We start from the raw sequence: 21,322 nt of genomic DNA, 5'->3' as shown, positions 1-21,322 counted from the left end.
GCCTCGAGCAAAGGTCTTTTGTTTCGAAATAACAAGGAGTTAGCTATAAAAAGGAAGAAGCGAAAAACGCTGTAGGACCAACGTTTGAAACACCCCCGAAGTGAGCCTTCGGGGGTGCCTGAATCAGGCCGGTTGGGCCTGGGACGACTGTGGTTGCAGGGGCAGCAACGGCGCGTGCGGATCGGCCTTGATCGAGGCACGCCAAGCGCCTAGCCACTCGACGTGGCCTTCGCTCCACACCTGCTCATGCAGGCGAGCCAGGGCCACCGGGTCGCTGAGCAAGGCCAGGCGTTCGCTGTTGTTGAGGCCGGCCGGGCCGACTTTCAACGCGTGGCGAACACGCTCCATGCGCAGGTACTCGATGGGCTCGGCCTCACGGTGCCGCGAGGTCGCCAAGGCGCAGGCCAGGGCGTTCTGCTGTGGGTCTACCACCGAACGCACAAAACCGTCGTTGAGGGCGTGCCAACGGTTTTCGTGGGTGTACTTCTCGGTCGAGAGCAGGGCTTGCGGCGGGTTGTATTCCTCAGGGATCAGGAACAGGCTCTCGTCGCGGGACTTGAGGCCCAGCTTGACCCGGCTGGAAATCACCGACACCGGGATCGACAGCATCAGCGAGCCGACAATCGGCACCAGCCACCACAGGAAGCTCGGGTTCAGCCACACCACCAGCAGCGCCCACAGGAAGCCCAGCACGGTTTGCGGACCGTGGCGCTTGACCGCTTCGCTCCATGGCGTGGAGTCGTCGTCACGTTGCGGCGAGTTCCAGGTAGCGGCCCAGCCGAGGAACGCGGCGAGGACGAAACGGGTATGGAAAATCATCCGCACCGGCGCCAGCAGCATGGAGAACAACATCTCCAGCAGCATCGACAGGGTTACCTTGAACTTGCCACCGAACTCTTTGGCGCCCTTGGCCCAGATCAAGATGATGCTGAGCAGTTTAGGCAGGAACAACAGCACGATGGTGGTGGAGAACAGCGCCACCGCCTTGTCCGGGTGCCATTGTGGCCACAGCGGGTACAACTGGCGCGGCGCCATGAAGTATTGCGGTTCCATCAGGGTGTTCACCGCCAGCAAGGCCGTGGACAGCACCAGGAAGAAGAACCACAACGGCGCCGACAGGTAGGACATCACGCCGGTGAGGAACACCGCACGGTGCACCGGGTGCATGCCTTTGACCAGGAACAGGCGGAAGTTCATCAGGTTACCGTGGCACCAGCGACGGTCACGCTTGAGTTCGTCCAGCAGGTTCGGCGGCAGTTCTTCGTAGCTGCCCGGCAGGTCGTAGGCAATCCACACGCCCCAGCCGGCACGGCGCATCAGCGCGGCTTCAACGAAGTCGTGGGAGAGGATCGCACCGGCAAACGCGCCTTTACCGGGCAGCGGCGCCAGGGCGCAGTGCTCGATAAACGGCTTCATACGGATAATGGCGTTGTGGCCCCAGTAGTGGGATTCCCCCAACTGCCAGAAGTGCAGGCCAGCGGTAAACAACGGGCCGTAGACGCGAGTGGCGAACTGCTGCATACGCGCATACAGGGTGTCCATGCCCGACGCACGCGGCGCGGTCTGGATAATCCCGGCATCCGGCGTGGCTTCCATCAGGCGCACCAGGCTGGTCAGGCACTCGCCGCTCATCACAGAGTCAGCGTCAAGAACGACCATGTACTTGTAGTCACCGCCCCAACGACGGCAGAAGTCGTCGAGGTTGCCGCTCTTGCGCTTTACGCGACGGCGACGACGGCGATAGAAGATCTTGCCGAAACCACCCGCTTCGCGGCATACGTCGAGCCAGGCTTGCTGTTCGGCGATGCAGATGTCGGCGTCGTTACTGTCGCTGAGCACGAAGAAATCGAAGCGGTCCAGGTCACCGGTTGCGGCCACCGATTCGAACGTTGCACGCAAGCCGGCGAATACACGCGGCACGTCTTCGTTACAGATCGGCATCACCAGAGCGGTGCGCGCATCCTTGGGAATCGGCTCGTCACCGGCACTTTTACCGGAGATACGGTATTTATCGTGACCGGTCAGCAGCTCCAGGAAGCCCATGAGCGCAGTCCAGAAACCGGCCGACACCCAGCAGAACAGAATCCCGAACATGATCAGGATGCTGGTTTGCAGCGCGTAAGGCAGTACCTGGGTAGCGGTTTGCAGCAGGGTCTGGTTGCGGATCTCGTCGAAGTCGACCAGCGACCAGCCCTGGTAAGGCATGATGCCTTTCATGTACCAGCCGGCCACGATGGTCTGGCCCAGCATCAGCACCAACAGGATGTAACGACGGATCGAGCCCACGGTACGCCAGCGCGCAGCCGGCAGCACCCGCTCGTCTTTCGGTGGCTTGGGCGGGTTGGTGCGCCCGGTCATCCGGCGCCAACCGCGCACCAGGATGTTGGTGCGCCAAGGCTCGGGCACCACTTTGGTCCGACGGATCGGCGGCGTGGCCTTGAGGCACACACGACCGCTGGCATCGAGCGCCAGCATCTCGGCGTCTTGCAGCTCTTCGGCGCTGTTGAGGGTCAAGCGGCGGCCAACCGACGCTTGGGCAGCGTCGGTCGGTGCGTCGAAGGTCTTGGACGACAGACGTTCGTGCAGCTCGCTGAAGGACTTGCAGCCCGCCAGCTCGGCGCGCTGCTCAGCCGTCATGGGTAGATGCGCCAGGTACTCGGACAGAGTCTCTGGCTTGACTTGAGAATTACTCATCGGCAGGCAACTGATAGCTCCAGGTTTCGGTCAGGACTTGCTCGGTCTTGATCGGCTCCGGTGTGGCTGGGGCAGCCTCAGGCTGTTTGGCTTCCTTGTCCTTGGCGTCTTTCTTGGCCTGTTTCTCATGCTGCTTGGCCAAGACTTTATCGGCCTTGAGCACATGGTTGGAAACCGACTCAGGCTCAGGCTGCACGATATCCTGCACCAGTGCCGCGCGCATTTCGGTCGGCTTGCTTGCGTCCTTGATCTTCATACGCAGGGTCAGGCGCCAGCCTTTGGTGTGTTCGTTGTAGCGCACGCTGTTTTCAACCAGTTCAGCGTTATCACCCACGCTTACCTGGCTGCGCACCGGGGCGTCCGGCAGCAGTTTCTTCAGGGACGGGCCCTCGAAGTCGACCAGATAGGCCACGCTGCCGTCCGGCTGACGGATCAGGTTCGATTGCTTCACGTCACCCGTGGAGCGCAGGGTCTGCTTGACCCAGGCACTGTCCGGCGAATGGAAGGCCGCGTCGTCCAGTGTCCAGTGCAGGCGGTAGGCCACGTCCAGCGGCTTGCCGACTTCTGGCAGTTCGGCCGGGCTCCAGAAGGCCACGATGTTGTCGTTGGTTTCATCGGCGGTCGGGATCTCGACCAGGTCGACAGAGCCTTTGCCCCAGTCACCTTCAGGCTCGATCCAGGCGCTTGGGCGCTTGTCGTAGTTGTCGTCCAGGTCTTCGTAGTGGCTGAAGTTGCGGCCACGCTGCAGCAGGCCGAACCCACGCGGGTTCTCGACGTTGAAGTTGCTGACCGACAGGTGTTTAGGGTTGTTCAGCGGACGCCAGATCCACTCGCCATTGCCGGCGTGAATCGACAGGCCGCTGGAATCGTGGAGCTCGCGACGGTAGTTGAGGACCTTGGACGGCTGGTTGGCGCCGAACAGGAACATCGAGGTCAACGGCGCAACGCCCAGCTTGCTGACCTTGTCACGCAGGAACATCTGGGATTTGACGTCCACGACGGTGTCGGTGCCAGGACGCAGGATCAGGCGATAAGCGCCAGTGGCGCGTGGCGAATCCAGCAGCGCGAAAATCACCAGGTGCTTGTCACCCGGCTTTGGTCGCTCGATCCAGAACTCGGTGAAACGCGGGAATTCTTCGCCAGACGGCAACGCGGTGTCGATCGCCATGCCACGGGCAGACAAGCCATACACCTGGTCTTTGCCCACGACGCGGAAATAGCTGGCGCCGAGCATGGTCATGATTTCGTCTTGCTTGTCGGCCTTGTTGATCGGGAAAAGTACACGGAAACCGGCGTAACCCAGCTGTTCGGTGGCTTTAGGATCAAATTTCACGTCGCCGAAATCGAAACGCGTCGGGTCGTACTTGATTTCATGCACGCTGTCGGCGGTGACTTCGTTGATTTTCACCGGGGTGTCGAAATGCATCCCCTGGTGATAGAAGGACAGCTTGAACGGGGTGTTCTGATCGGCCCACTCGGCTTTTTCATTGCGGAAACGAATCTTCTGGTAGTCAGCGAATTTCATTTCGCGGAATTCGTTCGGCAAATTGCTGCGCGGAGCTTCGTATTTCTGCCCAGCCAGCTCTTTTGCCTTGGCCGACACATCATCCAGACTGAACGCCCACAGTTGACCCGCGCCGAACAGGCAAAACAGGGCAGAGCCCGTCACCAGTGCGTTTCGTAACCGTTTGGCAGACAATTTTGGTGCATTACAGGGACTAACAATCACGAGCAACCCTCGCCGAAAACAGATCAAAAAACCAACGGCCAGCTATCTATATGCCAGGTTGGCGAGCAATGTTCCGACTCCTCTGGGGCGAAATGATTCCCCATGCGGTTGTCGGACAAGGCTCTACCTAAGTCAAAAATGGACCAAACAACGCTGATCCCCGTAGCGCGCGATTATCTAGTAGCCCGCGAGACAACGCATCAGGGACAGTGAAGTATTTGTAGCGAAATCCTGCGTTTTTAGGCATTAACGTCGTTTTTCATACATTCATGTCTGTAAGAGGAAGGTCACAGGGCCATCATTGACCAAGTGCACCTGCATATCCGCGCCAAAACGCCCTGACGCCACGTTGCCATGCACTTGTTGCGCTTGTAACAACAAGTGCTCAAAAAGCGCCGCTCCCAGGGCCGGAGGAGCCGCTGTGGAGAAGCTGGGCCGTAGCCCGCTTTTGGTATCCGCCGCCAGGGTGAACTGCGACACCAGCAGCAAACCGCCGCCGATGTCCTTGAGGGACAGGTTCATCTTGCCCTCCTCGTCACTGAACACCCGATAGTTAAGCAGCTTGTGCAGCAGTTTGTCGGCGCTTTCGGGCGTATCTGAAGGCTCGACGGCCACCAGCACCAGCAAACCCTGATCAATCGAGCCTACCACCTCCCCGGCGACCTCAACCCGGGCGCCACGCACCCGCTGCAACAGGCCCTTCATGCTTCTTCAGGCGGCAGGTCGAGCAGGCGCCGGGCCATTTCGCCGGTCGCACGCACCAGTGCGTCGGTGATGCCCGGCTCGGACGCCGCGTGCCCTGCTTCGCGGATCACCTGCAACTCGCTGTTGGGCCAGGCCTGATGCAGCTCCCAGGCGTTATCCAGCGTGCAGATCATATCGTAGCGGCCATGGATGATGACGCCGGGCAGATGGGCGATCTTGTGCATATCGCGAATCAGCTGGTTGGGTTCCAGGAAGGAGTTGTTGGTGAAGTAATGGCACTCGATACGTGCGATGGACAAGGCGCGCTGCGGCTCGGAAAAACGTTCCACATGCTGCGGGCTCGGGCACAGGCCCAACATACGGCCTTCCCAGCCCGACCAGGCTTTGGCCGCATGCATCTGGGCGATCTGGTCGTTGCCGGTCAGGCGCTTGTGGTAAGCGGCAATCATATCGTGGCGCTCTTCCACCGGGATTGGTGCCACATAGTCCTGCCAGTAATCCGGGAACAGGCGGCTCGCGCCCTCCTGGTAGAACCAGCGAATATCCTGCGGGCGGGCGAGGAAGATGCCGCGCACGATCAGGCCATGCACGCGCTCGGGGTGGGTTTGCGCGTAGGCCAGGGCCAGGGTCGACCCCCAGGAGCCGCCGAACAGCACCCATTTGTCGATGCCCAGATGCTCGCGGATGCGCTCAAGGTCGGCGACCAGATCCCAGGTGGTGTTGTTCTCAAGGCTCGCCCTTGGCGTGGAACGGCCGCAGCCACGCTGGTCGAAGGTGACAATATGGTAGAGGTTCGGGTCGAAATAGCAGCGGCTCTGGGCGTCGCAACCGGAGCCGGGGCCTCCATGGATGAACACGACAGGCAAGCCTTCGGGGGAGCCACTTTCATCGACATACAGGGTGTGGGTGTCATCGACAGCCAGATCGTGCCGGGCGTAGGGTTTGATCTGCGGGTACCAAGTCTGCATTGCGTGCTCCGTAGGGTGTCGGGTTCATCCCTGGGGGGACGTCTATTATTTTGCCGTCTGGCATCATAAACCCGAATTGTGCAATGAGCATGTCCTTGAGCACTTAGACCTGTGTCAGCAGTTCGCTCCTCAGATAACCGAGCAGATAGTCATACAGCCGATCCACCTCCGGCACCTGGCCGCGTGCACGCAAACAACCGTGGACCAGCCCTTTACCGGGGTACAGCACGGTTTCCACGCCTGCTGCTTGCAGGCGCTCGGCGTACAGCCGGCCGTCATCGCGCAGCGGGTCGAACTGGGCCACGGCGATCAAGGCCTTGGGTAGCCCGCTGAATGTCTCGGCCAGTAATGGCATGGCGTAGGGCGAAGGTATGCGTGTGTCGCCAAGATACAACGCCAGGTAGTCCTGAATGTCGGCGCGGCTGAGCAACGGTGCATCCCAGCAATCAGCCCGTGAGGGCAAGTCGGCGGGGCCACCCAAGCCTGGGTAAACCAGTATCTGGGCGCGGGGCATTGCTTGCTGGTCATCACGCAGCCCCAGGCACAACGCTGCCGCCAGGTTGCCACCGGCGCTGTCGCCTATCACCACCCGCCGTTCGTGGTTGATGGCATGCGGCCCCTCGCCTGCCTGGATCGCCTGCCATACCGCCCGGCAATCGTTGTAGGCAGCGGGGTAAGGATGCTCAGGTGCCAAACGGTAGTCGATGGCGATCACCAGCACTTGCAGGGTAGCGGCCAGTTCAATGCAGATGAAATCGTGGGAATCCAGCCCGCCGACGACCCAGCCGCCGCCGTGTATATAAAGGAGGCAGGGCCAGCCTTCTGATGGATCAGGCGCCTCGGGACGATAGCTGCGCACGGTGACGCCCCCTACAGAACAATCCGCGACGTGCAGCCCGGCGGGCACGGGCGGGGTGAAGGCCTGGCACATGCGGTCGTAGGTTTGGCGCAGGCCCGTCAGCGATGAGCCATCGCTGGTAAAAGCTTCGGTCTTGGCAACAAAGGCGCGCATCTGCGAAGAAATAGGGTACATGTGCACACCTTATTCACGATGGAGATTAGTGTGGGAGCTGGCTTGCCTGCGATGGCGGTGTAACAGTTGATAAAAGTGTTGCTGAACCACCGTTATCGCAGGCAAGCCAGCTCCCACATTGGCCCGATGGTGTCTCTAGAGTTTGAGGTTGGCCTGGACGGCAGCAACACCATCGCTGCCATCAAAGGCTGTCACCCCGGCCAACCAGCGCTGCAGATCCTCGGGATGCTCGCGCAGCCATTTTTTCGCCACTTCCTGAGGCGACTGACGCGCCATGATTGGCACCATCCACTGGCTTTCCTGGGCGGCGGTGAAGGTCAGGTTGGTGAGCAGCCGGTTGGCGTTCGGGCAGCGCTCGGCAAAGTCCGGCGCTGTCACCGTAGACACCGTGGCGCGACCTTCGTTGGGGCCGAACACATCTTCACTGCCAGTGAGGTAGTCCATTTTCATGTTCAGATTCATCGGGTGCGGGGTCCAGCCGACGAACACCACGAACTCCTTGCGATTCACCGCACGTTGCACAGCGGCGAGCATCCCCGCTTCACCGGACGCGACCAGCTTGAAGCCGCCCAGGCCGAAGCGGTTGGTGTCGATCATTTTCTGGATATCGGTATTGGCGCCACTGCCCGGCTCAATGCCATAGATCTTGCCGCCGAGTCTGTCCTTGAAGCGGGCAATGTCGGCAAAGGTCTTCAAGCCGGCATCAGCCACGTATTGCGGCACCGCCAGGGTGGCCTGGGCATCGGCCAGGCTCGGCGTCTCGAGCACCTTGACCTGCCCGGCCGCCAGGAACGGGGCGATGTTGTTGTCCATCGCCGGTTTCCAGTAACCGAGGAAGATATCCAGGCGCTTGTCACGGATACCGGCAAAGATGATCTGCTGCACCGCGCTGGTCTGTTTGCTGTCGTAGCCCAGGCCACTGAGCAGCACGTCCGCCATACCAGAGGTGGCGACCACGTCAGTCCAACTGACCACGCCCATGCGCAGGGTTTTGCAGGAAGCCGGTTCGGCGGCCATGGCATGGCTGCTCACATAGCCACTGAACACGAGGGTCAACAACAGTCGTTTCATGGAAGTGGTCTCACTCGGCAGTTTTTATTGTGGGGATGGCGTCTGATGCGCCGTATCCACAACCTTACCCAGCGATGCCTTGGTGAACTCGACCTGTGGCGACCGGCAGTTGCACAGGGGCGACTGTTGGGCCGTCATCGCAGGCAAGCCAGCTCCCACATGTTGATATGTGAACCCATTCAAGTGTGGGAGCTGGCTTGCCTGCGATAGCGATTTCAGCCGTAGCGCTGTTGCCCCCAGGCCAACACCCCTTCCAGCAACTGCCTCAACACCACCCGCGTCGGCGCGGCCAAATCCTCGCGATAATGGAACGGTTCAAACTCTTCCATATAGGTGCTCTGGCATAACTCCAGCTGCACCGCGTGGATATCCTGCGCGGGGTTGCCATAATGACGGGTGATATGACCGCCCTTGAAGCGCCCGTTGAGCACATGGGTGTATTGCGGATGCTGGGCGCAGATGGCTTCCAGCTGGCTGGCCAGCTGCGGGTCGCATGCAGCGCCGTTGAAGGTGCCGAGGTTGAAATCCGGCAATTTGCCGTCGAACAGGTGCGCGATCACTGAGCGGATCGAGTGCGCGTCGAACAGCAACGCATAGCCGAACTCGGCCTTGAGGCGTGCCAGTTCTTCTTGCAGTTGGCGGTGGTACGGCCCCCAGATTTTTTGCAGGTAGCTGGCCCGCTCCTCTTCGGAGGGCGTTTGCCCTTCACGGAACAACGGCACGCCATCGAACAGCGTCTCTGGGTACAGGCCGGTAGTAGCACCGGCATACAGCGGCGTGTTGTCGGAGGGCCGGTTGAGGTCGATGACAAACCGCGAGTACTCCGCTGCCAGGGTGCTGGCGCCCAGTTCTTCGGCAAAGTCATACAACAGCGGGATATGCCAATCGGTATCCGGCAGGCTTTGCGCCTCGGGTATCAACCCGGCCTCCACCGCTGGGGTGAGCCGCAGGCCGGCGTGGGGCATGCTGATCAGCAGCGGCACGCGGCCTTGTTTGAATGTCAGAACCTTATCCACAACTGCATCCTCTCAAACAGTGACGTCGACGCCGTGGCGCACGACGCGTTTATCCAGTTCGCCACCCAACCAGTAGGCCAGGTCGGCGGGGCGATCGATCTGCCAGGCGACAAAATCCGCGACCTTGCCCACTTCCAGGGAACCATGGGTATCGCCCAGGCCCAACGCGGTGGCCGCGTGTTGCGTGGCGCCGGCCAGGGCTTCTTCCGGGGTCATGCGGAACAGGGTGCAGGCCATGTTCAGCATCAGCCGCACCGACAGCGCCGGTGAAGTACCGGGGTTGAGGTCGCTGGCGATGGCGATCTTCACGCCGTGTTTGCGCAAGGCGTCCATGGGCGGCAACTGGGTTTCACGCAGGAAGTAGAACGCGCCCGGCAATAGCACGGCGACGGTACCGGCCGCAGCCATGGCGATGGCGTCTTCTTCAGTCATGAATTCCAGGTGGTCGGCCGACAACGCGTGGTAGCGCGCCGCCAGGCTTGACCCATGCAACGACGAGAGTTGCTCGGCGTGCAGTTTCACCGGCAGGCCAAGTTGCTGGGCGACCTTGAATACCCGCTCAACCTGCTCGGGGGAAAATGCCAGGTATTCACAGAAGGCATCGACCGCATCAACCAACCCCTCGGCGGCCAGGGCCGGCAGCATCTGGCTGCAGATATGCTCGATGTAATCGTCGGCGCGGTCCTTGTACTCCGGCGGTAACGCGTGGGCGGCCAGACAGGTAGCGCGCACGCTGACCGGCAGCGCTTCACCCAGGCGCCGAGCCACGCGCAGCATCTTGCGTTCGTTGGCCAGGTCCAGGCCGTAGCCGGACTTGATCTCCACCGTGGTCACGCCGTCACGCAGCAAACTGCGCAGGCGCTTTTCAGCGCTCAAGAACAGCTCATCTTCGCTCGCCGCACGGGTTGCGCGCACAGTGCTGGCAATGCCGCCGCCCTTGGCCGCGATCTCGGCGTAGCTGACACCTTCGAGGCGCTGCTCGAACTCGCCGCTGCGGTTGCCACCAAACACCGTATGGGTGTGGCAGTCGATCAGCCCGGGGGTGACCCACGCGCCTCGAAGGTCATGCACCTGGGCGTAATCCGCCGTCGGCGCCTGGCTGCGGGGGCCGACCCACTCGATGAGCGAGCCGGCAGTCACCATGGCGGCATCCTCGATGATCGAGTATTTGCCGTTGGCCATGGTTGCGACGTGGCAGTGTTGCCAAAGCGTTTTCATCAACGCCTCCCTAAGTTATCGATGAGACAAAACCGGGTCGTAATCGACCTTGGCGGTTTGCCCGGCGGCAGGCTTGACCCACAGCCAGTAGGCGATGATCAGCAGCACGATCCACACGGCGCCTACCATCAACGCCGCCTGGGTATCCGGGAAGTAACCGAGTACACCAAACACAAACAGCATGAACACAATGGCCGCCGCCGGCGCATAAGGCCAGAACGGCACCGGGAATTTCAGTTCGGCGATCTGCGCCTTGGTCATCGAGCGGCGCATGGCGACCTGGGTAAACAGGATCATCAGCCATACCCACACGGTGGCGAAGGTGGCAATCGAGGCGATCAGCAGGAACACGTTTTCCGGGATCAGGTAGTTGAGCACCACACCGCCGAGCAAAGCGGCGCCCATGACCACCACGGTCATCCATGGCACGCCTTGCTTGGACAATTGCGCGAAGCCCTTGGGCGCCTGCCCTTGTTGGGCCAGGCCGTACATCATGCGGCCGGCGCCGAAGATGTCGCTGTTGATCGCCGACACCGCCGCCGAGATCACCACGATGTTGAGGATGGTCGCCGCCGAGCCAATCCCCAGGTTGCTGAAGATCTGCACGAACGGGCTGCCCTGGCTGCCGATCTGCGGCCACGGGTAGATGGCCATCAACACGAACAGCGTCAGCACGTAGAACAACAGGATACGCAGCGGCACCGCGTTGATCGCCTTGGGGATCACGCGCTGTGGGTCCTTGGCTTCACCGGCGGTGATGCCGATGATTTCGATGCCACCAAAAGCAAACATCACCACCGCAAACGAGGCGATCAGCCCACCAATGCCGTTGGGCATGAAGCCGCCGTGGGCCCACAGGTTGCTCAGGCCGCTGGCCGGGGTTTCGCCCGCCGAGTGAATGCCGAACAACATGATGCCAAAGCCGCCGAGGATCATCGCCACAATGGCACCGACCTTGAGCAACGACAGCCAGAACTCCATCTCGCCAAAGACTTTGACGTTGCATAGGTTCAGGCCGCCGATCAGGAATACGATGCCCAGCACCCAGACCCAACGGGCCACTTCGGGAAACCAGAAGCCCATGTAGATGCCGAACGCGGTGACGTCGGCGAGGCAGACGATGATCATTTCAAAGGCGTAGGTCCAGCCGAGGATAAACCCGGCCATGGGCCCCAGGTAGGTGCTGGCGTAGTGGCCGAAGGAGCCAGACACCGGGTTGTGCACGGCCATCTCACCGAGGGCGCGCATCACCATGAATACAGCAGCGCCGCCGATCAGGTAGGCCAGCAGCACGGCAGGACCGGCCATTTGGATGGCGGAGGCAGAGCCATAGAACAGCCCGGTGCCGATCGCGGAACCGAGGGCCATGAATCGAATATGTCGGGCGTTGAGCCCGCGTTTCAAACCTTTTTCTGGCTGGTGCATTTCTCTTCCCTAATTATTCTTATCCCGAGAAAATCCAAAGCTGCAAACACTCAAACTGTAGGAGCAGGCAAGCCAGCTCCCACATGGGTCAATGTCGCTCTTAGAGGCTTGGCAGCAACTTGGCCGGCACCAGCTCATTCAGGCAGCGGCTGGCGAGCAGTTCGCTGGCGGCGTTGATGTCCGGGGCGAAGAAGCGGTCCTTGTCATAGAACGCCACCTTGTCGCGCAGGATGCCACGGGCTTTTTCCAGCTTGGGCGAGGTCTTCAGGCCGTCGCGCAGGTCCAGGCCCTGGCACGCCGCAAGCCATTCCACCGCGAGGATGCCCCGGGTGTTCTCGGCCATTTCCCACAAACGCTTGCCCGCAGCCGGGGCCATGGACACGTGGTCTTCCTGGTTGGCCGAAGTCGGCAAGCTGTCGACGCTATGGGGATGGGCCAGCGCCTTGTTCTCGCTGGCGAGCGCGGCGGCAGTCACCTGGGCGATCATGAAGCCGGAGTTCACCCCGCCATTGCCCACCAGAAACGGCGGCAGTTGCGACATGTGCTTGTCCATCATCAACGAGATCCGGCGCTCGCTCAGGGAGCCGATTTCGGCAATGGCCAGCGCCATGTTGTCGGCGGCCATGGCCACGGGTTCGGCGTGGAAGTTGCCACCGGAAATCACATCGCCTTCGGCGGCAAAGACCAGCGGGTTATCGGACACTGCGTTGGCTTCTACCACCAGCACCTCGGCGGCCTGGCGCAATTGAGTCAGGCACGCACCCATGACCTGCGGCTGGCAACGCAGGGAATATGGGTCTTGCACCTTGTCGCAGTTCTGGTGCGATTGGGACACCTGGCTGCTCTCACCGAGCAGGTCACGATAGGCCGCTGCCGAGTCGATCTGGCCACGCTGGCCACGCGCCGCATGAATACGCGCATCGAACGGCGAACGCGAACCCAGTACCGCTTCCACAGTGAGGCCGCCGCAAGCGAGGGCACCGGCGAACAGGTCTTCGCCTTCGAACAGGCCACGCAGGGCATAGGCCGTGGACACCTGGGTGCCGTTGAGCAGCGCCAGGCCTTCTTTGGCGGCCAGGGTCAGCGGCGTGAGGCCGGCGATTTTCAGTGCCTCGGTGGCTTGCAGCCATTCGCCCTTGTGGCGTGCCTTGCCTTCGCCAAGCAGTACCAGGGACATGTGCGCCAGCGGCGCCAGGTCACCGGAGGCGCCGACCGAACCCTTGAGCGGAATGTGCGGGTACACCTCGGCGTTGATCAGCGCGATCAGCGCGTCGATCACCTGGCGACGAATCCCGGAGAAGCCACGGCTCAAGCTGTTGACCTTGAGCACCATGACCAGTCGCACCAGCGCATCGCTGATCGGCTCACCGACGCCGGCGGCGTGGGACAGCACCAGGGAACGCTGGAGGTTTTCCAGGTCTTCGCTGGCGATGCGGGTCGATGCCAAAAGGCCAAAACCGGTGTTGATGCCATAGGCGGTGCGGTTCTCGGCGAGAATCTGCTCCACGCAGGCAACGCTGGCTTCGATCTGGGCCGAGGCGCTGTCATCCAGGCTGAGGGTTACTGGCTGCTGGTAGATGGCACGCAGTTGGGCGAGGCTCAGTTGGCCTGGAATCAGGTTTAGCGCAGTCACATTCATACTCCTTGTGAATTGTTCTTAGGTGTTCAGTGCAAATTCGGTAAAGCAGTGTCTTTAAGCAATTGGGCAGCGGCGGCAATATCCGGCGCCAGCCAGCGGTCCTGTTCATACGCAGGGACCACTTCGCGCAGCAAACGCCAGGCGCGGTCGGTACCGGCGCCGAAGCGCTGGTCCTTGAGAAACTCGAAAGCCTGGGCCGCCAGCAGGTACTCGATAGCTAGAATCCGGGTGACGTTGGCCAGCACCTGGTGCAGCTTGAGCGCGGCGTTGGTGCCCATGCTCAAGTGGTCTTCCTGCAGGCCCGAGGTGACGAAATTATCGAGCACGGCCGGTTGCGCCAACTGGCGGTTCTGCCCGCACAAGGACGCGGCGACGTACTGCACGATCATCATTCCGGAGTTGACGCCCGGGTTGCTCACCAGGAAGGCTGGCAGGCCGCTGACATGCGGGTTGACCAGGCGGTCCAGGCGACGCTCGGCCACCGAACCGATCTCGGCCATGGCAATGGCGAGCATATCGGCCGCCATCGCGACGGACTGCCCGTGGGGGTTGGCCTGGGACACCACGCGGTAGCTGTCTGGGGTGCCCAGCACCAGCGGGTTGTCGGTGGCGCTGTTGAGTTCGGTCTCGATCTGGCGCGTGGCGTGTTCTACCTGGTCGCGGGCCGCGCCGTGAATCTGCGGGATCGAGCGAATGCTCAAGGCGTCCTGGGTGCGAATACCTTTGCTGCTGGCAATCACCTCACTGCCGTCGAGCAGGGCGCGCAGGTTGATACCTACGTGCTGCATGCCCGGGTGCGGCTTGAGGGCGATGATGGCTTCGTCGAAGGCGTCGATCTGGCCGCGCTGGGCTTCGAAACTCATTGCACCGATCACGTCGGCCCATTGCAGCAAGTGATGCGCATCGGCCAGGGCCAGGCAGCTCAGGCCGGTCATGCAGGGCGTGCCGTTGACCAGGCACAGGCCGTCCTTGGCGCCGAGCACCACCGGCTGCAAGCCTTCAGCCTGCAACGCGTGTTGCGCCGTGACGATCTGGCCGCGATAACTCACATTGCCAACGCCCAGCAGGGCCACGCCGATATGGGCCATGTGGGTCAGATACCCCACCGAGCCTTGGGACGGTACTTGCGGGGTGATGCCATGGTTGAGCAGCGCCAGCAGCGCGTGCACCACCTGCGGATGCAGGCCGGATTTGCCGTGGCTGTAGTTGATGATCGCCGCGCAGATGATCGCACGGGTCTGCTCATCGCTGAGCACCGGGCCGACGCCGCAGGCGTGGCTCAACAGCGTATTGCGCGACAGTTGGCTCAGTTGCTCGGTCTTGAGCGAGACGTTACACAGCGCGCCCAGGCCGGTGTTGACACCATAGGCACGCTCGCCGCTGGTGACGATGCGCTGCACGATGGCCTGGGCATTGTCGATACGCGCCCAGGCGTGGCCCGATAGTTCGAGCATGGCGCCGTGGCGGGCGACGGCGGTGACGTCCTGCCAGCGCATGGGGGTGTCGGCGATGATGATTTTGGTTGCCTGGGACATCGTTGACCTCTTCATAATCTCTACAGCATTGCCGGCCTCATCGCGGGCAAGCCCGGCTCCCACATTTGACCTATGTGAACCCGATCAAGTGTGGGAGCTGGCTTGCCTGCGATGGCGCCAACCGATTCACCACACAGCCCGGATCAGACCACCGCCGCCCGCCGCTGAACAAACCGGTCCACATACTCATCCGCCGGCGAGTGCAGAATCTCTCGCGGGGTGCCGACCTGGATCAGCCTGCCGTCCTTGAGGATCGCAATGCGGTTGCCGATGCGCACGGCCTCGTCGAGATCGTGGGTGATAAACACGATGGTCTTGTGCAGGGTCTTTTGCAGCTCGAGCAACTGATCCTGCATCTCGGCGCGGATCAACGGGTCGAGGGCGCTGAAGGCTTCGTCCATCAGGATGATGTCGGTGTCTGCCGCCAAGGCGCGGGCCAGGCCCACGCGCTGGCGCATGCCACCGGACAGCTGGTGCGGGTATTTGTTTTCGTAGCCTTTGAGGCCCACGGTTTCGATCCAGTGCAACGCACGTTCGGCGCAGACTTGCTTGGTCTCGCCACGCACTTTCAGGCCGTAGGCAACGTTGTCGAGCACGCTCTTGTGCGGCAGCAGGCCGAAGCTCTGGAACACCATGCTGATCTTGTGCCGACGGAATTGGCGCAGGGCTTCCATGTCCAGTTGCAGGATGTCTTCGCCATCCACCAGGATCGCGCCGCTGGTGGGGTCGATCAGGCGGTTGAAGTGGCGCACCAGGGTGGATTTGCCCGAACCCGACAAGCCCATGATCACAAAGATCTCACCGGTGCCGATGCTCAGGGACAAGTCATTGACGCCGACCACGCAACCGGTCTCGGCCAGTACCTGGTCCTTGCTCTTGCCCTGGCCGACCATGGCCAGCGCATCCTTGGCGCGTGCGCCGAAAATCTTGAAGACGTTTTTGACTTCGATTTTGCTGACAGTCGTCATTTGCTCGCCTCATGCCGTGGGCGGCCATAAGCCTGGGTAATGCGGTCGATGACCACTGCGAGAATCACGATCGCCAGCCCGGCTTCAAGGCCGCGGCCGACGTTGAGGGTCTGGATGCCGACGAGCACGTCTTCACCCAAGCCACGGGCACCGATCATCGAGGCGATCACCACCATCGACAGCGCCATCATGGTGGTCTGGTTGATCCCGGCCATGATGCTTGGCAGCGCCAGCGGCAATTGCACGCCGAACAGTTGCTGCCAGCGGTTGGCGCCGAAGGCGTTGATGGCTTCCATGACTTCGCCATCGACCTGGCGAATACCCAGGTCTGTCAGGCGAATCAGCGGCGGCGCGGCGTAGATCACCGTAGCGAAAATCGCCGGGACCTTGCCCAGGCCGAACAGCATCAGCACCGGGATCAGGTACACGAAGCTGGGCATGGTTTGCATGATGTCCAGCAGCGGCATCAACACTGAACGCAGGCGATTACTGCGCGCCGACAGGATGCCCAGAGGGATGCCGATCAACACCGAAATCACCGTGGCCACCATCATCAGTGCCAGGGTTTGCATCAGCTTGTCCCACAGGCCAACGGCGCCCACCAGGAACAGCAAACCGACGATCACCGCCGTGGTCACCACCTTGCGCGTGGCGTGCCAGGCAATACCGCCGACGATGGCCAGCATCAGCCACCAGGGCGCTGCGCGCAGCAGGCCTTCCAGGTTGACGATGGCCCATAGCAGGGTGTCGGAGATGTGCCGGAACACATCGCCGTAGTTGGTGACCAGTGCGTCCACCCAACCGTTGACCCAGTCGGCGATGGAAAAGGTAAAACTCTCAGGAAACATATCGTGCTCTCGATCCAGTGGGTTGTGACCAGCCGCCCGGCCACCCTTGAGGGTAGCCGTGCACACTTGACCTACAAGGCCGCGTCGATTTTCTTGGCTGCGCCTTCGCTCACCCAGGCGTGCCAGACTTCAGGATGTTCCTTGAGGAATATTTTCGCCAGTTTCGGCGACTCGATCCGCTCCTTGGCCATGCGGCCCAGGTTCTGGTTCAGCAGGTCGATGGGCAGGTTGACCTTTTCCAGCACGGCCACCAGCTCCGGGGCTTGTTCGTGGAAAGTCTTGGAGAGGCCGACCTTGATGCTCACGGTTTTGTCCACGCCGGGCTTCTCTTCCAACTTGACCAGATCGACCTGGCCCATCAGCGGTGTCGGTGACCAGTAGTAGAACAGGATCGGCTCGCCGCGCTTGTAGCTCGACAGCACCGCCGCATCCAGCGCCGGGCCGGTGCCCGGGCGGAAGTTGGTATAGGTGCTTTCCAGGCCGTAGCTCTTGAGCATTTCGCTGTTGTCCAGCTCGCAGGTCCAGCCGGCCGGGCAGTTGTAGAAACGGCCCTTGGACGGCTCTTCCTGGTCCTTGAACACCGAGGCGTACTTGGCCAGGTCGGCGATGTTTTTCAGGTCCGGCGCCTTGGCTTCCAGCTTGCGCTTGGCGTCGCCTTCGATCACATAGCGCGGCACGTACCAGCCTTCGACCGCGCCGACCACCGGAGCCCCGACGCCGACGACTTTGCCGGCCTTCTCGGCTTTGTTCCAGACCTCGCTGCGGCCTACCCACTCCTCGGCGAACACTTGGATGTCGTTGCTGCCCAGGGCGTTTTCCATGGTGATGGAATTGCCCGGCAAGCTGTCGGTTTTGCAGTCGTAGCCTTTTTCCAGCACGGTTTGCAGGATGTCGGTGAGCAACATGCCGCTTTCCCAATTCAGGCCGGCGAATTTCACCGGTTTACCCGACTCGCACCAACCGGCCGCCTGGGCGCCGGCACTTGCCAGCACGCCAGCCGCGAACAAAGTAGCCAGCAAGGTCTTATTCATAGTCATTGTTGTGACGCTCCCAATCTTGAAATGGATTACGGCAGTCAGTAGGCGTCCTGCCCTGTCCACGTCCCATCAGGCTTGTGCAGCCAGCTCGTTTGTTATGGGTGAAGCGCCCTGCTCTTTTGGCAGGATCAGGTGATCGGGTACCGTGCCGTGCCATTTTTTCGCACACACGTAATACAGGGCCGCCGGCAGTACCAGGCCGATGATCCAGGAGATATCCACATCACCCAGCGCGGCCACCAGGGGGCCGGTGTAGAACTTGGTGGAGATGAACGGCAACTGCACCAGCACGCCGAATACGTAGACGCTGATGCCCAGCAGGTTCCAGCGGCCGTAGCGACCGTTCGGGTCGGCCAGCGCCGGCACGTCGTAACGCTCGCGGGTGATGCAGTAGTAATCCACCAGGTTGATCGCGCTCCAGGGCGTAAAGAACGCCAGCAGGAACAGGATGAACGACTTGAATGCACCGAGGAACGAATGCTGGCCGAGCAAGGCGGTCAGGGTTGCCGTACCGACAATGGCGAGTACGAACACCAGACGTTGCAGACGTGTGACCTCCAGGCGACCACGGAAGCCGCTGACGATCGTCGCAATGCACATGAAGCTGCCGTAGGAATTGAGCGTGGAGATGGTGACCTTGCCGAACGCGATGCTGAAGTACAGCAACGCAGCGGTGGCCCCCGTGCCGCTCAAGCCAACGATGTACGCCACCTCGTGGCCGGCAAACTGCCCGTTGGACATGGCCGCGGCAAACACGCCGAGGACCATCGCCACTTGGGCACCGATAACCGAACCTGCGCCAGCAGCAAGAAAGGTTTTTACCGATGACGTCTGGCTCGGCAGGTAACGCGAGTAGTCCGCCACGTAAGGGCCGAAGGCGATCTGCCAGGAGGCCGCGAGTGATACGGCCAACAGGAAGCTGCTCCAGCTGAAGTGACGGATCTGCAGGAGCGCGCCGACGTCGGTCTGGCTCATCAGGCGGCTGAACAGGTACACAAAGGCAATCACGCCAATGACGCTCGCGACACGGCCGATGAAGTGGATCACCCGGTACCCCAGCACCGTGACCAGCACAATGACACTGGCGAAAATCAGGATGCCGACGCTGTCGCTGACCCCGAACAACTGGCCCAGCGCCTGGCCCGACAGCACGGTGCCAGTGGCGGTGAAGCCCAGGTACATCAAGCACACCAGTACGATCGGAATGGCCGCACCATACACGCCGAACTGCACCCGGCTGGAAATCATCTGCGGCAGGCCGAGCTTGGGCCCTTGCGCCGCATGCAGCGCCATGACGCCACCGCCGATCAATTGACCGATGAGCAAGCCGATCAACGACCAGAACACATCACCGCCCAGCACCACGGCCAACGCCCCGGTGACAATCGCAGTGATCTGCAGGTTGGCACCCATCCACAGGGTGAATTGGCTGAATAGACGACCATGTCTTTCCGCTTCCGGGATGTAGTCGATCGAACGTTTCTCGATCAACGGGGTGGTGTCGTTTGCAGCCATGTTGTTCAACCTCTGATGGATTGTTTTGTATGCATCTTGCTCTTCTGTGGGAGCTGGCTTGCCTGCTCCCACAGGTGCTGCGCCGGCCGTTACTTGATCATCGGCAGGTTCAGGCCTTGTTCCTTGGCGCAGTCGATAGCGATCTGGTAACCCGCATCCGCATGGCGCATTACCCCGGTCGCCGGGTCGTTGTGCAGCACCCGCGCAATCCGCTCGGCCGCTTCGTCAGTACCGTCGCAGACAATCACCATCCCCGAGTGCTGGGAGAAGCCCATGCCCACGCCGCCGCCATGGTGCAGCGAGACCCAGGTGGCGCCGCTCGCGGTGTTAAGCAAGGCGTTGAGCAGTGGCCAGTCGGACACAGCGTCGGAGCCGTCCTGCATGGCTTCGGTTTCGCGGTTCGGGCTGGCGACCGAGCCGGAGTCCAGGTGGTCACGGCCGATCACGACCGGCGCGGACAGCTCGCCGCTGCGCACCATTTCGTTGAACGCCAGGCCCAACTTGGCACGCTGGCCCAGGCCGACCCAGCAGATACGTGCCGGCAGGCCCTGGAAGCTGATGCGCTCGCGAGCCATGTCCAGCCAGTTGTGCAGGTGGGCGTCGTCCGGGATCAGTTCTTTGACTTTGGCGTCGGTCTTGTAGATGTCCTGCGGGTCACCGGACAGCGCCGCCCAACGGAACGGGCCGATGCCACGGCAGAACAGTGGGCGGATGTAAGCCGGTACGAAACCTGGGAAGTCGAACGCGTTTTCCACGCCCTCTTCCTGGGCCATCTGGCGGATGTTGTTGCCGTAGTCGAAGGTCGGGATGCCTTGCTTCTGGAATTCGAGCATGGCTTTGACGTGGACGGCCATCGACTGCTTGGCGGCCTTGATCACGGCGGCCGGCTCGGTCTTGGCGCGAGCGCGGTATTCGTCCCAGGTCCAGCCGGCCGGCAGGTAGCCGTTGAGTGGGTCGTGGGCGCTGGTCTGGTCGGTGACCATGTCCGGGCGCACGCCACGCTTGACCAGTTCCGGCAGGATCTCTGCGGCGTTGCCCAGCAGGGCGATGGAGATGGCCTTGCCTTCCTTGGTGTACTTGGCGATACGCGCCAGGGCGTCGTCGAGGTCGGTGGCCTGCTCGTCGACGTAGCGGCTGTTCAGGCGGAAGTCGATGCTGACTTGCTGGCACTCGATGTTCAGCGAGCAGGCGCCGGCCAGGGTCGCGGCCAATGGCTGCGCGCCGCCCATGCCGCCGAGGCCGGCGGTGAGCACCCAACGACCGGTCAGGTCGCTGTTGTAATGTTGGCGGCCGGCTTCCACGAAGGTTTCGTAGGTGCCTTGAACGATGCCCTGGCTGCCGATGTAAATCCAGCTGCCGGCGGTCATCTGGCCGTACATGGCCAGGCCCTTGGCATCCAGTTCGTTGAAATGCTCCCAACTGGCCCAGTGCGGTACCAGGTTGGAGTTGGCAATCAGCACGCGCGGGGCGTTGCTGTGGGTCTTGAACACGCCGACTGGCTTACCGGATTGCACCAGCAGGGTTTCGTCGTCGTTCAGATTGGTGAGGCTCTCGACGATCTGGTCGTAGCACTCCCAGTTGCGCGCCGCACGGCCGATACCGCCGTACACCACCAATTCTTTGGGATTCTCGGCCACTTGCGGGTCGAGGTTGTTCATCAGCATGCGCAGCGGCGCTTCGGTCAGCCAGCTTTTGGCGGTGAGCTTGTTACCGCGGGCGGCGCGGATTTCGACGTCACGGTATTTTGTAGGCTTGGTCACAGCTAGGACTCCTCGGCGATCGATGCGCGAACATGGATGGTGCGAAGTCTTACGCACACATCTTTACTTGTATGTACAAGCATATGCAATCGAGCGGCCAACTTTAGCCGGGAGGGGTTGGGATTTTTTTGCACGGGGCGTACGAGCCTTGTAAATCAAGG

Annotated in this window: 15 protein-coding genes and 1 pseudogene; all 16 read right to left on the bottom strand. The window is 61.7% G+C overall.

What is annotated here, in order from left to right:
* Positions 1-115: 115 nt before the first annotated feature.
* A pseudogene (gene mdoH, locus CLM72_RS01855) lies at positions 116-2,694 on the bottom strand (glucans biosynthesis glucosyltransferase MdoH); the annotation flags it as partial.
* Positions 2,687-4,423, bottom strand: a complete 1,737-nt coding sequence (locus CLM72_RS01850; protein ID WP_105229066.1) for a glucan biosynthesis protein G — start codon at positions 4,421-4,423, stop codon at positions 2,687-2,689. The pseudogene mdoH and the gene CLM72_RS01850, both read right to left, overlap by 8 nt.
* A 267-nt stretch (positions 4,424-4,690) precedes the next feature.
* Positions 4,691-5,128 (bottom strand): D-aminoacyl-tRNA deacylase, encoded by a 438-nt coding sequence (dtd, locus tag CLM72_RS01845; protein ID WP_105225461.1) that lies wholly within the window; start codon positions 5,126-5,128, stop codon positions 4,691-4,693.
* Complete coding sequence (gene pip / locus CLM72_RS01840) at positions 5,125-6,096, bottom strand: prolyl aminopeptidase (protein WP_034125552.1); 972 nt, start codon at positions 6,094-6,096, stop codon at positions 5,125-5,127. Before pip ends, dtd begins: the two co-directional genes overlap by 4 nt.
* Positions 6,097-6,199: 103 nt before the next feature.
* Complete coding sequence (locus CLM72_RS01835) at positions 6,200-7,129, bottom strand: alpha/beta hydrolase (RefSeq protein WP_105225460.1); 930 nt, start codon at positions 7,127-7,129, stop codon at positions 6,200-6,202.
* Between the two features lie 135 nt (positions 7,130-7,264).
* On the bottom strand, positions 7,265-8,200 hold the full coding sequence (locus CLM72_RS01830) for a choline ABC transporter substrate-binding protein (protein WP_105225459.1): 936 nt from the start codon (positions 8,198-8,200) through the stop codon (positions 7,265-7,267).
* Positions 8,201-8,415: 215 nt separating this feature from the next.
* Complete coding sequence (gene hutG / locus CLM72_RS01825; protein ID WP_105225458.1) at positions 8,416-9,216, bottom strand: N-formylglutamate deformylase; 801 nt, start codon at positions 9,214-9,216, stop codon at positions 8,416-8,418.
* Positions 9,217-9,228: 12 nt separating this feature from the next.
* Positions 9,229-10,434, bottom strand: coding sequence for an imidazolonepropionase (gene hutI / locus CLM72_RS01820; protein ID WP_105225457.1), 1,206 nt, complete (start codon positions 10,432-10,434; stop codon positions 9,229-9,231).
* 15 nt (positions 10,435-10,449) lie between these two features.
* Positions 10,450-11,859: an amino acid permease gene (locus CLM72_RS01815; RefSeq protein WP_105225456.1), complete on the bottom strand. Its 1,410-nt coding sequence runs from the start codon at positions 11,857-11,859 to the stop codon at positions 10,450-10,452.
* Between the two features lie 100 nt (positions 11,860-11,959).
* Positions 11,960-13,498, bottom strand: a complete 1,539-nt coding sequence (gene hutH / locus CLM72_RS01810) for a histidine ammonia-lyase (RefSeq protein WP_105225455.1) — start codon at positions 13,496-13,498, stop codon at positions 11,960-11,962.
* A 26-nt stretch (positions 13,499-13,524) separates the two neighbouring features.
* Entirely contained in the window at positions 13,525-15,033 is a 1,509-nt protein-coding gene (gene hutH / locus CLM72_RS01805; RefSeq protein ID WP_105225454.1) for a histidine ammonia-lyase, read from the bottom strand.
* A 143-nt stretch (positions 15,034-15,176) separates the two neighbouring features.
* Positions 15,177-16,001 carry a glycine betaine/L-proline ABC transporter ATP-binding protein gene (locus tag CLM72_RS01800; RefSeq protein WP_105225453.1) on the bottom strand — a complete coding sequence of 275 codons (825 nt, stop codon included), beginning with the start codon at positions 15,999-16,001 and terminating at the stop codon, positions 15,177-15,179.
* Positions 15,998-16,849 carry a proline/glycine betaine ABC transporter permease gene (locus tag CLM72_RS01795; RefSeq protein WP_003187838.1) on the bottom strand — a complete coding sequence of 284 codons (852 nt, stop codon included), beginning with the start codon at positions 16,847-16,849 and terminating at the stop codon, positions 15,998-16,000. Before CLM72_RS01795 ends, CLM72_RS01800 begins: the two co-directional genes overlap by 4 nt.
* Before the next feature lie 71 nt (positions 16,850-16,920).
* Positions 16,921-17,886: an ABC transporter substrate-binding protein gene (locus CLM72_RS01790; RefSeq protein WP_105225452.1), complete on the bottom strand. Its 966-nt coding sequence runs from the start codon at positions 17,884-17,886 to the stop codon at positions 16,921-16,923.
* Between the two features lie 69 nt (positions 17,887-17,955).
* Positions 17,956-19,401 (bottom strand): cytosine permease, encoded by a 1,446-nt coding sequence (locus CLM72_RS01785; RefSeq protein WP_105225451.1) that lies wholly within the window; start codon positions 19,399-19,401, stop codon positions 17,956-17,958.
* Positions 19,402-19,490: 89 nt separating this feature from the next.
* Positions 19,491-21,161 carry a urocanate hydratase gene (gene hutU / locus CLM72_RS01780; RefSeq protein WP_014716533.1) on the bottom strand — a complete coding sequence of 557 codons (1,671 nt, stop codon included), beginning with the start codon at positions 21,159-21,161 and terminating at the stop codon, positions 19,491-19,493.
* Positions 21,162-21,322 lie beyond the last annotated feature (161 nt).

Origin of the sequence: Pseudomonas sp. MYb193 (assembly GCF_002966775.1) — a bacterium.
GTDB lineage: Bacteria > Pseudomonadota > Gammaproteobacteria > Pseudomonadales > Pseudomonadaceae > Aquipseudomonas > Aquipseudomonas paracarnis.
This window is presented reverse-complemented; position numbering and strand designations above follow the sequence as displayed.

What these genes read in the sequence shown, in the direction of transcription:
- dtd (WP_105225461.1), bottom strand. Translation starts at nt 5,128, where the DNA reads ATGAAGGGCCTGTTGCAGCGGGTGCGTGGCGCCCGGGTTGAGGTCGCC.
- pip (WP_034125552.1), bottom strand. Translation starts at nt 6,096, where the DNA reads ATGCAGACTTGGTACCCGCAGATCAAACCCTACGCCCGGCACGATCTG.
- CLM72_RS01835 (WP_105225460.1), bottom strand. Translation starts at nt 7,129, where the DNA reads ATGTACCCTATTTCTTCGCAGATGCGCGCCTTTGTTGCCAAGACCGAA.
- CLM72_RS01830 (WP_105225459.1), bottom strand. Translation starts at nt 8,200, where the DNA reads ATGAAACGACTGTTGTTGACCCTCGTGTTCAGTGGCTATGTGAGCAGC.
- hutI (WP_105225457.1), bottom strand. Translation starts at nt 10,434, where the DNA reads ATGAAAACGCTTTGGCAACACTGCCACGTCGCAACCATGGCCAACGGC.
- CLM72_RS01815 (WP_105225456.1), bottom strand. Translation starts at nt 11,859, where the DNA reads ATGCACCAGCCAGAAAAAGGTTTGAAACGCGGGCTCAACGCCCGACAT.
- hutH (WP_105225455.1), bottom strand. Translation starts at nt 13,498, where the DNA reads ATGAATGTGACTGCGCTAAACCTGATTCCAGGCCAACTGAGCCTCGCC.
- hutH (WP_105225454.1), bottom strand. Translation starts at nt 15,033, where the DNA reads ATGTCCCAGGCAACCAAAATCATCATCGCCGACACCCCCATGCGCTGG.
- CLM72_RS01800 (WP_105225453.1), bottom strand. Translation starts at nt 16,001, where the DNA reads ATGACGACTGTCAGCAAAATCGAAGTCAAAAACGTCTTCAAGATTTTC.
- CLM72_RS01795 (WP_003187838.1), bottom strand. Translation starts at nt 16,849, where the DNA reads ATGTTTCCTGAGAGTTTTACCTTTTCCATCGCCGACTGGGTCAACGGT.
- CLM72_RS01790 (WP_105225452.1), bottom strand. Translation starts at nt 17,886, where the DNA reads ATGACTATGAATAAGACCTTGCTGGCTACTTTGTTCGCGGCTGGCGTG.
- CLM72_RS01785 (WP_105225451.1), bottom strand. Translation starts at nt 19,401, where the DNA reads ATGGCTGCAAACGACACCACCCCGTTGATCGAGAAACGTTCGATCGAC.